This window comes from Brevundimonas sp. (assembly GCF_018608325.1).
In the GTDB taxonomy this organism is placed as follows: Bacteria; Pseudomonadota; Alphaproteobacteria; order Caulobacterales; family Caulobacteraceae; genus Brevundimonas.
The window spans coordinates 1-13,766 of sequence record NZ_JABAZW010000111.1; the positions used below are offsets into that span (position 1 = coordinate 1).

Here is a 13,766-nt window from a genome sequence, read left to right on the forward strand (position 1 = left end):
GCCCTGGCCCTGGGCGGACTGAACCTGCCTGTCGCAGGCGCCGCCATTGTCGCCATCATCCTGACGCTCTGGCCACAGGGTGAGGATGAGACACCGTGGGGCGGTTGGCTGGGGCTGATCATCGTTGTCCTGACGCTGGGTCTGATCACACAGATTGCGGCGCCGGAGGCCGCCCTCCTGTTCATCTGGCCGGGACTGGCCGCCGCCTTCGCAGCCGCCGTGACCGCGCTGATCAGCGCCCGTCTGGCGCATTGGACCGCCCTGATCCCCTCCGCTGTCGTCACCCTGATCGTCGGCGGCTGGCTGCTGGCGCAGGCGCACGGCGTCTTTCTGGGCATCGGCATGGACCTGCCCGGCGCGCTGGGCCTGTTCGGCCTGCTGATCGCCATGCTGGCGCGCCCTCTGGCGCCGGTTCAGCCCTTTGGCGCCCGTACGCTAGCGGTCATCGGCGCCGCCAGCCTGATCCTGGGCGGCGGCCTGTCGCTGGCGGCCCAGTCCGCCCAACCCCATCCTGCACCCGCCCAATCCACCTTGACCAACCCGAGCTGAAACCGCGTGCATCACGACCACATCAGCCTGTTCGCCGCTGTCGCCATCGCCGTTGCGATCCTTGGCGCCTGGACCGCTCTGGACCTGTTCGGCCGGATGCGGGCGCACCTGGGTTCGACGCGGATCAAATGGCTGGGCGTCGCCGCCCTGGTGTTGGGCATCAGCATCTGGTCGATGCATTTCATCGCCATGCTGGGCTTCGATCCGGGCTCGCCCGTCTCTTATGAAATCGGATTGACGGTCGTCTCCTTCCTGCTGGCCGTGGCGGGAACAGGCGTCGCCTTCCTGCTCAAGATAGTCAACGCTGTCGCCTTCCTGACCGCGAGCCGGCCGGGTTCCAAACGCTTCGTCCTGCCTGCAGGCGGCCTGCTGATGGGATTGTCGATCGCCGCCATGCATTACGTCGGCATGGCCGCCGTACGGACGACCGCCACACTGGGCTATCGCCCCGCCCTGGTCGCCCTGTCTGTCCTGATCGCCGTGGTGGCCTCCACGGCAGCCCTGACAGCAGCGCGGCGCGAGCGCAGTCAGGGCTGGCGCGCCCTGGCCGCCGTGATCCTGGGCCTGGCCATCGCCTCGATGCACTACACCGGCATGGCCGCCGTCATCCTGGCCCCGTCTTCGCACATCACTCACGTCGGGGGCGCGTCTCCGGTCGCCCTGGCCGCCGCCGTCACAGCCGGATGCGTCACCATCCTGTTCCTGGCGCTCGGCGCATCCATTCTGGATCAAAGGACCAATGTCCTGTCCGCCATTGATGCGGGCGGCGTCGGCTTCTGGGAGGCGGCCCTGCCGCTGCGCTCGCCCATCCTGTCGGACCGGGCGCGCGAGATCCTGTCCATTCCCCACGACGCGCGGCTTGGCCCCACCGAAATCGGTGACCGCCTGTCGCCCGAAGACCTGCCTATCCACCTCGCCGCGCTGGCGCGCGCCATGGCGGGCGAAGCCGACTATGATCAGGAATGGCGTCTGGCGGGCACAAACCGCTGGTTCCACCTGCGCGGACGCCTGATCCGCAGTCGGTCTGGCCGTCCCATGCGGATGTCGGGCGTCATCACGGACATCACCGACCGGCGCCAAGCCTATCAGGCCCTCGCCGACAGCGAACGCCAGCAGCGTATTCTGATCAACGAACTGAATCACCGGGTGAAGAACACCCTGGCCACGGTCCAGTCCATCGCCCGCCAGACCGCGCGCCGGACCCCCGACATCAAGATGTTCACCACCCTGTTCGAAGCGCGGCTTCTGGCCCTGTCGAACACCCAGAACCTGCTGACGGCGGGGAACTGGGAATGGGTCGATCTGCGCGACCTGCTGGTGCAGGAACTGGCGCCCTATGCCGATGAGCAAGTGCACCTGAACGGTCCTTCCGTCAGTCTCAATCCGCTGCAGACCCAAGGCCTGGGCATGGCGTTTCACGAACTGGCCGTGAACGCCGCCAAATACGGCGCCCTGTCTGCGGCGGGCGGCCAGGTCCGCGTGGACTGGTCGCTCAACAATGGCGTCCTGCTGCTGGACTGGGTCGAGAGCGGCGGACCCGCCGTCCGCTCGCCCGAGCGTCGCGGGTTCGGCTCGGACCTGATCGATTCCACCATCAACCGCTCGCTGAACGGATCGGCGGCCCTGGCCTATCCGCCCGAGGGCTTCGCCTTCAGCCTGCGCCTGCCGCTGGGCGATACGTCAGAAACGGTCGCCTGAAATCCAGGTTCTCACATTTCAAAAAGAGAACATCTTGTGAACCAGAACAAACCATGCACATAGTCCGCCTCACTTAACGGGGGCGGGTCCATGGCGGGTCTCTCCCAAGCTTCTGACGGGAATCATGGCAAGGGAGACGAAGGCAATGGCACAGGCGGCTTTGAAACTGGTGGGCAAAGAAGACGGCGACAAGCAACGCGCTCTTGAGGCGGCGATCGCGCAGATCGATCGCGCCTTCGGCAAGGGCTCGGTGATGAAACTCGGCAAGGCCGGCGTGGTGAACGAGATCGAGAGCGTCTCGACCGGCTCGCTGGGTCTGGACATGGCGCTCGGCATCGGCGGCCTGCCCGTCGGGCGGGTGATCGAGGTGTTCGGCCCGGAATCCTCAGGCAAGACCACACTGGCGCTGCACACGGTTGCAGAGGTCCAGAAGAAGGGCGGCGTCGCCGCCTTCGTGGACGCTGAACACGCGCTGGACCCCGTCTATGCCCAGAAGCTGGGTGTGAACCTGGACGACCTTCTGGTGTCGCAGCCCGACACGGGCGAGCAGGCGCTGGAAATCGTCGACACCCTGGTCCGCTCGGGCGCCGTGGACATCGTCGTGATCGACTCCGTCGCAGCCCTGACCCCGCGCGCTGAAATCGAAGGCGAAATGGGCGACAGCCTGCCCGGCCTGCAGGCGCGTCTGATGAGCCAGGCGCTGCGCAAGCTTACCGCCTCGATCTCCAAGTCCAAGTGCATCGTCCTGTTCATCAACCAGATCCGTCACAAGATCGGCGTCATGTACGGTTCGCCGGAAACGACGACAGGCGGCAATGCGCTGAAGTTCTACGCCTCGGTGCGTCTGGACATCCGCCGCACCGGCGCGATCAAGAACCGCGACGAAGTTGTCGGCAACACCACCCGCGTCAAGGTGGTCAAGAACAAGGTCGCTCCGCCGTTTCGCGAGGTCATCTTCGACATCATGTATGGCGAAGGCATCTCCAAGCTGGGCGAGGTCATCGACCTGGGCGTCAAGGCGGGCGTGATCGAAAAGGCGGGCAGCTGGTTCAGCTATGACTCGACCCGCATCGGGCAAGGCCGCGAGAATGTGCGTGAGTTCCTGAAGCAGAACCCCGACATCGCCACCTCCATCGAAAAGGCGGTTCGCGCCTCCACCAACAAGATTGCTGACGAGCTCCTGGGCACGCCCGAACCGGACGAAGGCCAGGACCTGGAAGGCTAAGCACTGCTCCGTCGGTCCCTGCGACCCGCCACCCGACCCCGTGGGGTCGGCGGAGTGCCGATATAACGTCCAAGCCTTCTGCAATCGCGGCCCGCCCGATCTCGTATCGGGCGGGCCTTTCTTATTCTGCTGCCCCTTGAGCCCGCGCCCCGGCGCGCCATATTCCCGCCTTACAGAACCGGGGCCGACGCCTCGGCCAAGGAGCGCCGATGCCCGTCATCGCCATCGAAGGTCTGACCAAGACCTATAAATCCGGCCATCAGGCGCTGAAACGCGTCGACCTGAACATCAACAAGGGCGAGATCTTCGCCCTGCTGGGCCCGAACGGCGCGGGCAAGACCACGCTGATCTCCATCGTCTGCGGCATCGTCACGCCCACGACCGGCACGGTCACAGCAGACGGCCATGACATCCAGAAGGATTTCCGCGCCGCACGAACCAAGATCGGACTGGTGCCGCAGGAACTGACCACGGACGCCTTCGAGACGGTGATGGCCACGGTCACCTTCAGCCGCGGTCTGTTCGGCAAGGCGCCGAACCCGGCCTTCATCGAACAACTGCTGAAAGACCTGACCCTGTGGGACAAGCGCGACGCCAAGATGCGCACCCTGTCGGGCGGCATGAAGCGCCGGGTGATGATCGCCAAGGCCCTGAGCCATGAGCCGGACATCCTGTTCCTGGACGAACCTTCCGCGGGCGTCGACGTCGAACTGCGTCGCGACATGTGGGTCATGGTCCGACGCTTACGCGAACGCGGCGTCACCATCATCCTGACCACCCACTATATCGAAGAGGCCGAGGAGATGGCCGATCGGGTGGGCGTCATCCTGAAGGGCGAACTGATCCTGGTCGAAGAAAAGACCGCCCTGATGAAGAAGCTGGGCAAGAAGACCCTGACGCTGAACCTGACCGAACCGCTGGCCGTGGTTCCTGCCGAACTGTCCGACTGGAACCTGACGCTGAAGAACGGCGGGGGCGAACTGGAATACGGTTTCGACGCCAATGCCGACGACACCGGCGTCCCCTCGCTGATCCGACGGCTCGAGACGCTGAACATCGGCTTCACTGACCTGAACACCCGCCAGAGCTCGCTGGAAGACATCTTCGTCAGCCTGGTCCACACGAACGGAACCGCCGCATGACCTTCAACGGATACGGCGTCTGGGCCATCTATCGTTTCGAAATGGCGCGCGCGCTGCGCACCATCTGGCAGAGCATTGTCACTCCCGTCATCACGACGGCCCTGTATTTCGTGGTCTTCGGCGGCGCCATCGGCAGCCGGATGCAGGAGGTCGGCGGCGTGCCCTATGGCGCCTTCATCGTGCCGGGCCTGATCATGCTCAGCCTGTTCACCCAATCGATCTTCAATGCCTCCTTCGGCATCTATTTCCCCAAATTCACCGGCACCATCTACGAAATCCTGTCCGCGCCGGTTTCGTCCCTGGAAATCGTGCTGGCCTATGTGGGGGCGGCGGCGACCAAGTCGGCGGTGCTGGGCCTGATCATTCTGGCGACGGCATCCTTCTTCGTGCCGCTGCAGATCCTGCACCCCTTCTGGATGATGGCCTTCCTGATCCTGATTTCGGTGACCTTCAGCCTGTTCGGCTTCATCATCGGGGTCTGGGCCGACGGGTTCGAACAGTTGCAGATGATCCCGATGCTGATCGTCACGCCCCTGACCTTCCTGGGCGGCGCCTTCTATTCCATCGACATGCTGCCGGACGGCTGGCGCACGGTGACCCTGTTCAATCCGATCGTCTATCTGATCTCGGGTTTCCGCTGGGCCTTCTATGGTCAGGGCGATGTTTCCATCGGCATCAGCCTGGCGGCGACACTGGGCTTTTTCGCCGTCTGCCTTGCCATTGTGATGTGGATGTTCAAGACCGGATATCGGCTCAAGAACTGAACCGTCACGAAACCGGCCAGATCGCCAGCGAATAGAAGACCATGTCCGACGATCAGAAGACCCCGTCGCCGGGACCGGCGCCCGCCCAGCCTGAACCCTTCGAGCGCAAGCCTGCGCAGTGGGGCCGGATGCCCGCGACGACCTTCCACGTCGGACCGGTGCCGGTCGCGCCGAACCCACTGGACCGCCTGCCCAATCCGCCGCCGCGCAAGGCGCCCCCGTCGCAGGCGCCGACCCAAGGGCAGGCCGAGGGCCGGGGTCTGGGCTTCTCCCCCGCCGAAGGTCGCGCGCCGGTCCGTCCGGCGGCGCCTGCACCTGCGCCTGCGTCAGCCCCCGCACAGCGCGCTGGCGGCATACTGTCGGGTTCCTTGATCCCACAGACGCGGCCTGCAACGACGCCAACCGCACCGACGAAGCCGGAACCGGCGCCCGCCGCACCTGACCTGACCGTGCGCCCCTTGCCCGTCGCAGAGGCCGCCCCTGTTTCACCGCCCCGGCCTGAGCCGACACCTGCCGCGCCGGTCGAACCCGAACCCGCCGCCCCCGTCATGGTCGCCGAGACATCCCCGGTGATCGAGGTCGCGCCTGCCGCACCGCAAGCCGCATTGCCGCGCCGGGCCGCATCCCGCCAATCGGCCTCGCGTCTGCCCCTGCTGATCGGCGCTGGCGCCGCTGCCATTCTGATCATCGGCGGCGGACTGTGGTTCGCCCTGCGTTCGCACCCCGCGTCCGAAACCCCGCCGGTTTCACCGGCAGACGCCGCCGCCCCCGTCAGCCTGCCGGTCGCTGAGCCAGCCCCTGAGGTGACGCCCGAGCCTGCTCCCGCAGCAACAGCGCCTGCAACCGTCGTTCCGGCGGCGTCCACAGTGTCCCGTCCTGCGCCAACTCCGCCACCGCCCGCACGCGCCCCGGCCCCTGCGCCAACGCCACGACCAGCACCGGCGCCAGCCCAGCCGCGTCCATCGCCCCAGACGGCGGCGCCGTCAGTGCCCGTCTCTACGACTGCGCCCGTGCGGCCTGTAGTGGTCGAGCCGCCTGTGGTCGTGGTCGCTCCTCCAGGCCCCGCGCCGACGCCCGCACGCCCGGCGCAGACGGACCCCAATGCGCCTATCGTGACGCGCCCCCAACCGCTGGACTAAGCCAAAGCAAACCAGCAGGCGGGTCAGGCGGTGCGGATGATCCCGCCCGCCGCCGACACGGGCCAGGGCGTCAGTCGCCCGCCCGCGCACGGCCCCCCTGTGCATTCGCCGGTCAGCGGCTCGAACACCGCCCCGTGCCAGCCGCACAGGATCAGCGAACCGTCTGGCGTCAGATAGCGATCCAGTTCGACCGCAATGGGAAATCCGGCGTGCGGGCAGCGGTCGACCCAGCCCGCGACCGCCCCATCCTTGCGCACCACGAAGCCATGAAAAAAGGCCTCGCCGATTTGCAGCACAAAGCCGCGCGAGCCGGGGTCGGCGATGTCGGTTTCAACGCACAGGGCCACGCCCGGCGGCGTCTTCCAGACCCGCTTGCGCTCGGCCGGTTCGGGCGTATCGCTCAAACCCGCTCGGCCTTCAGGGGACGCGACAACAGGGCCTCTATGGCGCCGTCCACCGTGGTCTCGCCCGCCAGCAGGGCGGCGGTGACCTCGGCGATGGGCATTTCCACGCCCAGACGCGTCGCCAGTTCGCGCACGGCAGGCGCACTCTCATAGCCTTCAGCCACCGACCGTTTACCGGCCAGCGCCTGTTCGACCGTCTGGCCCTGTCCCAGCGCCAGACCCAGGCTCATATTGCGCGACTGCGGGCTGGAGCAGGTCAGGACCAGATCGCCCAGACCGCACAGACCAGCCACCGTCTCGGCCTCGCCGCCCAGCGCCACGGCCAGACGCGTCATTTCGGCAAAGCCGCGCGTGATGACGGCGGCGTGGGCGCTGCGGCCCAGTTGACGCCCCTCGACGATGCCGCAGGCGATGGCCAGCACATTCTTCAGGGCGCCGCCCGCCTCGGCGCCGATCAGATCCTTGGCCAGATAGGGCCGGAAGCCCGGCGCCGACAGGGTGTTCAGCAGGGCCTCACCCAGAGCATCATCCGCACAGGCCAGGGTCACGGCGGACGGCAGGCCGCGCGCGACCTCGCCCGCGAAACTGGGACCGGACAGGACGGCGGCGGGCGCATCAGGCAGGGTTTCCGCCAGCACGTCCGTCATCAGCTTCAGGGTGCCGCGCTCAATCCCCTTGGCGCACAGAACGATCGGCACGCCCGCCCGCACATGGGGGGCGAAGGCGGTCAGGGTCGCGCGCATATGCTGCGCAGGCGGCACGGCCAGGATCACGTCACACCCGGCCAGATCCGCCAGATCGCTGGTCGCACGAATATTGAGGTGCAGCTCCACACCCGGCAGAAAGGCCTCGTTGATGCGGCGTGCGGCGATGCTTTCGATCACCTCGGCCTCGCGGGCCTGAAGGATCACATCCAGCCCGCCGCGCGCACAGACCTGCGCCAGGGCCGTGCCCCATGCGCCCGCGCCGATGACCCCTGCCGTGCGAAATTCCATGCGCCCTCCCAAGGCATTGCGCCGGTTCATGCTTTTGCGCCTTTGCGCCCCGGCTTGTGCGAAGGATCGGACAGGGCGCGCGCTTCGTCCAGCGGCCATCTTGGCCGTGCGATCACATCCACGTCGTTAGTCAGGCCCAAAGCCAGTCTTTCCGCCCCCGCGAGGGCGATCATGGCCGCATTGTCGGTGCAATAGGCCATGGGCGGCGCCAGGAAATCGAAACCATGCCTAGCCGCCGTAGCCTCCAGCGTGGCGCGAATCGTCTTGTTGGCCGCCACCCCGCCCGCCACCACGAACAGGCGATGCGGGTATTCGGCGGCATAGGCGGCCAGCGCCCGCTCCGACCGGTCCGACAACTGGCGCGCAATCGCGTTCTGGACCGCATCGGCCAGATCGGCCTTGTCCTGCTGCGTCTCGCACGTCTGGGCGATGCGGAAGGCCGCCGTCTTCAGGCCCGAGAACGAAAAGTCACAGTCCTTGCGGCCCAGAAGGGCGCGCGGCAGTTCGATTTTCGAACCATCGCCTGTCGCCGCCAGACGCTCCAGCGCCGGACCGCCCGGATAGCCCAGTCCCAGCGCCTTGGCGATCTTGTCAAAGGCCTCGCCTGCCGCGTCGTCGATGGTCGCGCCGATGCGGCTCATGTCGCCGATGCCGCGCACCTCAAGCAACTGGCAATGACCACCCGACACCAGCAGCAGCAGGAAGGGATAGGCCACCTCTGCGCCCAGCCGCGCCGACACAGCATGACCTTCCAGATGGTTCACCGCCACCAGCGGCAGGCCGCGCGCCAGACTGACCGCCTTGCCGTAGCTGAGGCCCACCATGACCCCGCCGACCAGACCCGGCCCCGCCGTCGCCGCCACCCCGTCCAGATCGGCGTAATCCAGCCCCGCCTCAGCCATCGCGCGACGTGTGACGCCGTCGATCATCTCCACATGACTGCGCGCGGCGATTTCCGGCACCACCCCGCCATAGGCCGCATGGTCGTCGATCTGGCTGTGCACGACCGAGGACAGCACCTCGGCCCGGCCGCCCAGCGCCGTCGGATGCAGGCGCACGACCGAGGCCGCGGTCTCGTCGCAGCTGGTCTCCAGACCCAGCACCGTCAGCACACGGGCCTCGGTCTGGACATCGCGTCTGGTTGCCGCTTCGGCGCGGCTGCTATAGTCGGCGGACATCTCCATCGGGTCGAGGTAGCGACCCGGCGACCGGTGCGCAACGCTCATGACCTTTCCTCTCCGTATCGGCACCCGCCGCTCCAAGCTGGCGCTGGCCCAGTCCGGCATGATGCAGCGCGCCATCGCGGCGGCTCTGGGCGTGCCCGACGCCGAGGTCGAGACCGCCGTGCCTCTGGTCGAGATCGTCACCACCGGCGACCGGATTCAAGACCGCCGCCTGCTGGAGCTGGGCGGCAAGGCCCTGTTCACCAAGGAGATCGAGGAGGCCCTGCTGGAGGGCCGCGTCGACATCGCCATCCATTCGATGAAGGACGTGCCCGCCGTTCAGCCCGACGGCCTGTGCATCGCCGCCATCCCCGAGCGCGAGGACGCCCGCGACGCCTTCATCAGCCGCGACTTCGCCCGCTTCGACGACCTGCCCTTCGGCGCACGTCTGGGCACGGCCAGCCTGCGACGGCAGGCCCAGGCCCAGGCCCTGCGACCCGACCTGAAGATCGAGATGCTGCGCGGCAACATCGACACCCGCCTGCGCCGCGCGGCGGACGGAGAGTTCGACGCCATCCTGCTGGCTGTATCCGGCATGGCCCGTCTGGGCGTGACCGAACACATCCGCGAAAAACTGTCGCTGGACGCCTTCCTGCCCGCGCCGGGTCAGGGCGCGCTAGCCATCCAGACCCGCGCCGCCGACATCGACGCCCCCTGGGTCGCCGCCCTGAACCATGCCGACACCGCACTGTCCGTCGCCGCGGAGCGCGGGGCCATGCTGGCGCTGGAGGGCTCATGCCGCACCGCCGTCGGCGCCTATGCCGCCATCGACAACGGGACGCTGCGCCTGACCACGGAAATGCTCAGCCCCGACGGCTCTGCCCGCTGGCGTCGTGCGGGTGAACTGGCCGCCCCCACGTCGGACGCCGCCCATGCCCTAGGCCTTCGTCTGGGCGCCGAGGTCCACGCGGCCGCCGGCGATCAGGAAGTCGACCCGGCGACGCTGGACGGATGACCGCTCCCGTCCCGGCCCGCGTCTGGATCACCCGCACCCAGCCCGGCGCCGGGCGCACGGCGGAACGGCTGCGTGAACTGGGCCTGACGCCGGTGATCGCGCCGCTGTTGGCGGTCGAGGCGCTGGCCCCGCCCCTGCCCAATCTGGATCGGTTCGCGGCGCTGGTCTTCACCAGCCCCAACGGCGTCGACGCCTACGCCGCCCTGACGGCGCGCCGGGACCATCTGGTCCTGACCGTCGGCGACGCCACCGCCGACGCGGCCCAGGGCATCGGTTTCACCCACATACGCTCCGCCTCCGGCGACCTGACCGCGCTGACCCGCCTGATCGCCGCCGAGCCGCCTGCAGGCCCCATTCTGGCGGCTGTCGCCGAAACGCCCGTGGGCGATCTGTCGGACGCCGTCAGGGCCGCTGGCGGACAGGCCCTGATCGAAACCCTGTCCGTCTATCGCACCGTGCCGGTCACGCCGCCCGCCCTGCCGACTGTCGAGGCGATCCTGATCCATTCACCGCGCGCCGCTCGCCTTGTGGCCGCGCTGGACCGCACGACACTGGCGGCCAGCCTCATCGCCTGCATATCCCCGGCCGCTGCGGCCCCTCTGGCCGATCTGAACCTCGCCATCGCGGTCGCTGAAGCCCCAAATGAGCAGAGTTTGCTAAAGTCCCTGCAAGAGGCGCTTGGCAATCGCGAACAGCCCGTATAAAGACCCCCTCTCGCGCGGCTTGATCGCGCACCGGAGCCGCTTTAGCTCAGCCGGTAGAGCACATCATTCGTAATGATGGGGTCAGGTGTTCGAGTCACCTAAGCGGCACCACTATTTCCCGGACAATCAGAGCCCGGCCCTTGAAGGCGTCCTTGAGCCACGCACCAGGCGCGCCTCATAGCGCGGCTGCGCAAGGCGGCCGCGCGACGGGTTTGAGGATCGACGACGAGGCGCCTAGACCAGCACCTGCAGACTGTCCGGGCTTAGGCGCACGAAGCCCTTGGGGGCGGCGGCGGTCAGCGCGGTTTCGTTCAGGGCGGCGGCGTCGGCCAGAACCACGCACATGCGCCCGGCCTTGGTTGTCGATGAACGGATGTTGGCGGCGCCGCCCAGTGCGGCCTTGAGAGCGTCGCTGAGGCTGGCCTGAACACCCTGAACCGGCGCGGCGGGAGTTGGGGCGGCGGATGGCGCCGATCCCCACTGGTCGCGGATGTCCTGAGCCACGGCCTCGACCGTCGGGCCGATGACGACCTGCAGGCTGTCGGGCGAGGGGGCGATGACGCCGCGGGCACCCAGACGCTTCAGCGCCGCCTCATCAACGCGATCACGCGAAACAATCCGCAGGCGCAGACGAGTGGTGCAGGAAGCCACGGCCAGCAGGTTGCTGGCGCCGCCCAGCGCGAGAATGAAGGCTTCGCCGCGACCGCCCGAAGTGACGTGGGTCACGGTTTCGACCGGATCATCCTCACGGCCCGGCGTCTTCAGATTCAGTACACGGATGAAAACGCGGAACAGGCTGTAATAGAGGCCCGCATAGACCAGCCCGACCGGCAGCAGCATCCACGGCCGCGTCGACTTGCCAAAGTTCAGCACATAGTCGAACAGGCCCGCCGAGAAGGTGAAGCCCAGATGCACATCCAGCAGGTTCATCACCACCATCGCCAGCCCCGTCAGGACCGCATGGATGGCGTAGAGGGCGGGCGCCAGGAACATGAAGGTGAACTCGATCGGCTCGGTCACCCCGGTCAGGAAGGCGGTCAGGGCCAGTGAGAACAGCATCCCGCCCACGGCCTTGCGGCGCTCGGGCCGTGCGGCGTGGTACATGGCCAGACAGGCGGCGGGCAGGCCGAACATCATCACGGGGAAGAAGCCGCTCATGAAGGCCCCCGCCGTGGGATCGCCTGCGAAGAAGCGGTTCAGGTCGCCGGTCGCGCCGTGATAATCGCCGACGATGAACCAGGCCACATTGTTCAGGATGTGGTGCAGGCCGGTGATGATCAGCAGGCGGTTCAGCAGGCCATAGACGAACATGCCGATCTCGCCCGATCCGACGACCGTGCGGCTGAAGACATCAATGACATGGTCGATGGCGGAGAAGGACAGGCCGATGATCGCCGCCACGGCCAGGGCCGCAAAGCCTGAGGCGATAGGCACGAACCGACGCCCGCCGAAGAAGGCCAGATATTCCGGCAGCTTCAGCGTCGAAAACCGATTGTAGAAATCGCCCGCGATCAGACCGGAAATGATGCCGATCGGAACGCCCAGACGGGTCAGGGCCTGATCGCGGAACGTCTTGGCCGCCGCCTCGGCCACATCGCCGGTCAGACCCGCCAGAACCTCGGGCGGGGCCTTCATCAGAACCTTGGCCGCCTCGATGGTGATCAGATAGCCGACCACGCCGGCCAGACCTGCCGCGCCATTGTTGTCGCGCGCCAGACCGACCGCGACGCCCACCGCGAACAGAAGGCCCAGATTGGAGAAGATCGCCTGCCCCGCCGCCGAGACAAAGGCGATGTCGAGCAGGTCGGGTTGACCCAGACGCAGCAACAGGCCCGCCACTGGCAGGACCGCAATGGGCAGCATCAGTGCGCGGCCCAGAGGCTGAAGGCTGGAAAGACCGAACTTCATGCCACGGCTCCCACGGCGTGAGGTTGAACAAGGCAGGCCAGACGGTCCGCCGCCAGAGCGCGTACCGCCTCGGCGCTGTCCTGCGCCAGAGCCTCGGTGGCCAGACGTGTGCAGTCGGACAGGGTCAGATTACGGACCACCGCCTTGATTTCCGCCACCATCGACGGGGTCGCGGACAGTTCGCGCACGCCGAGACCGATCAGGATGGGCGTGGCCAGAACATCGGACGCCAATCCGCCGCAGACGCCGATCCACTTCAGCTCAGCCGCGCTGCCCGACGCCTGTGCGATCAGGCGCAGGACGGCGGGATGCAGGCTGTCGAGTTGGGCGGCCAGAGCGGCGTTCTGACGATCCATGGCCAGGGCGTACTGGGTCAGGTCATTGGTGCCGATGGAGATGAAGTCGATGGCAGGCGCCAGTCGGTCCACCGTCATGGCGGCGGCGGGGGTTTCGATCCGCCGGTTTCGGCGGCGGCGACATCCAGCATGGCGCGCACCTGACGCACCTCAGCGACCGAGGCGATCATCGGCAGCATGACCGCGACCGTCCCCTTTGACCGCACCCGGCAGATGGCCCGCAACTGGGTCAGCAGGATATCGGGCCGGTGCAGGCCCGAACGTACGCCGCGCAGCCCGAGGGTCGGGTTTTCCTCATGCGGCATGGGCAGATAGGGCAAGGGCTTGTCGCCGCCTGCATCCAGCGTGCGGATAATCAGCGGGCGACCGTCCAGAGCATCGGCGATGGTCTGATACTGGGTCAGTTGTTCGTCTTCGGTCGGGGCGGTTTCCCGCTCTAGGAACAGGAACTCGGTGCGCAGCAGGCCGCAGCCCTCCGCCCCGCCCGCCACCGCAGGCGCAGCCTCTGCGGCGTCGCCCAGATTGGCGAAGACCTCGATGCGGGCGCCGTCGGCCACGGTCACGCCACGGCTGCCGATGATCTCGTAGCGCGCGAAGCCGCGCTGGAAGAACGGCGCCGCCAGCGCCAGCACGTCGGCGTCGGCCTGCGACGGCGTCGCGCCCAGCGCCACAGTCGTGCCGTTGTGCGTGCCGATCGATGCGTA

At 67.5% G+C, this 13,766-nt stretch carries 11 protein-coding genes, 1 tRNA gene and 2 pseudogenes; 9 read left to right on the forward strand and 5 right to left on the reverse strand.

What is annotated here, in order from left to right:
- The 6 genes and pseudogenes from QZ281_RS11185 to QZ281_RS11210 form a co-directional block, all read left to right on the forward strand.
- A pseudogene (locus tag QZ281_RS11185) lies at positions 1-549 on the forward strand (peptidase M20); the annotation flags it as partial.
- Between the two features lie 6 nt (positions 550-555).
- Positions 556-2,247 (forward strand): MHYT domain-containing protein, encoded by a 1,692-nt coding sequence (locus QZ281_RS11190; protein ID WP_292228376.1) that lies wholly within the window; start codon positions 556-558, stop codon positions 2,245-2,247.
- Positions 2,248-2,392: 145 nt separating this feature from the next.
- Positions 2,393-3,472, forward strand: a complete 1,080-nt coding sequence (gene recA / locus QZ281_RS11195) for a recombinase RecA (protein ID WP_292228377.1) — start codon at positions 2,393-2,395, stop codon at positions 3,470-3,472.
- Between the two features lie 209 nt (positions 3,473-3,681).
- Positions 3,682-4,614, forward strand: a complete 933-nt coding sequence (locus QZ281_RS11200; protein WP_292228379.1) for an ABC transporter ATP-binding protein — start codon at positions 3,682-3,684, stop codon at positions 4,612-4,614.
- Entirely contained in the window at positions 4,611-5,378 is a 768-nt protein-coding gene (locus QZ281_RS11205) for an ABC transporter permease (protein WP_292228381.1), read from the forward strand. The genes QZ281_RS11200 and QZ281_RS11205 overlap by 4 nt, the downstream gene beginning before the upstream one ends.
- 41 nt (positions 5,379-5,419) lie before the next feature.
- Positions 5,420-6,517 carry a hypothetical protein gene (locus tag QZ281_RS11210; protein WP_292228383.1) on the forward strand — a complete coding sequence of 366 codons (1,098 nt, stop codon included), beginning with the start codon at positions 5,420-5,422 and terminating at the stop codon, positions 6,515-6,517.
- A gap of 23 nt (positions 6,518-6,540) precedes the next feature.
- On the opposite strand, the gene QZ281_RS11215 is transcribed toward QZ281_RS11210, so the two are convergent.
- Genes QZ281_RS11215 through tsaD form a run of 3 tightly spaced genes read right to left on the reverse strand, consistent with a single transcriptional unit; the run spans position 6,541 to position 9,142 of the window.
- The gene (locus QZ281_RS11215) at positions 6,541-6,921 is read right to left on the reverse strand and encodes a Rieske (2Fe-2S) protein (protein ID WP_292228385.1); all 381 of its coding nucleotides are present in this window, start codon (positions 6,919-6,921) and stop codon (positions 6,541-6,543) included.
- A complete protein-coding gene (locus QZ281_RS11220; protein WP_292228387.1) occupies positions 6,918-7,916 on the reverse strand; it encodes an NAD(P)H-dependent glycerol-3-phosphate dehydrogenase in 999 nt (332 codons plus the stop codon). Before QZ281_RS11220 ends, QZ281_RS11215 begins: the two co-directional genes overlap by 4 nt.
- A gap of 26 nt (positions 7,917-7,942) precedes the next feature.
- Positions 7,943-9,142 carry a tRNA (adenosine(37)-N6)-threonylcarbamoyltransferase complex transferase subunit TsaD gene (gene tsaD, locus QZ281_RS11225; protein WP_292228388.1) on the reverse strand — a complete coding sequence of 400 codons (1,200 nt, stop codon included), beginning with the start codon at positions 9,140-9,142 and terminating at the stop codon, positions 7,943-7,945.
- Between tsaD and hemC the strand changes: the two genes are divergently transcribed.
- The 3 genes from hemC (at position 9,141) to QZ281_RS11240 (ending at position 10,909) form a co-directional block, all read left to right on the forward strand.
- On the forward strand, positions 9,141-10,094 hold the full coding sequence (gene hemC / locus QZ281_RS11230) for a hydroxymethylbilane synthase (RefSeq protein WP_292228390.1): 954 nt from the start codon (positions 9,141-9,143) through the stop codon (positions 10,092-10,094). The two genes, tsaD and hemC, sit on opposite strands and share 2 nt — an antisense overlap.
- Complete coding sequence (locus QZ281_RS11235; RefSeq protein WP_292228391.1) at positions 10,091-10,798, forward strand: uroporphyrinogen-III synthase; 708 nt, start codon at positions 10,091-10,093, stop codon at positions 10,796-10,798. Before hemC ends, QZ281_RS11235 begins: the two co-directional genes overlap by 4 nt.
- A gap of 35 nt (positions 10,799-10,833) precedes the next feature.
- Positions 10,834-10,909 (forward strand) — tRNA-Thr (locus QZ281_RS11240).
- Positions 10,910-11,032: 123 nt separating this feature from the next.
- Here the strand turns inward: QZ281_RS11240 and nagE are convergent.
- Both nagE and QZ281_RS11250 read right to left on the reverse strand, forming a co-directional pair.
- Positions 11,033-12,706: an N-acetylglucosamine-specific PTS transporter subunit IIBC gene (nagE, locus tag QZ281_RS11245; protein WP_292228393.1), complete on the reverse strand. Its 1,674-nt coding sequence runs from the start codon at positions 12,704-12,706 to the stop codon at positions 11,033-11,035.
- A pseudogene (locus QZ281_RS11250) lies at positions 12,703-13,613 on the reverse strand (putative PEP-binding protein); the annotation flags it as partial. The pseudogene QZ281_RS11250 and the gene nagE, both read right to left, overlap by 4 nt.
- Between the last annotated feature and the right edge of the window lie 153 nt (positions 13,614-13,766).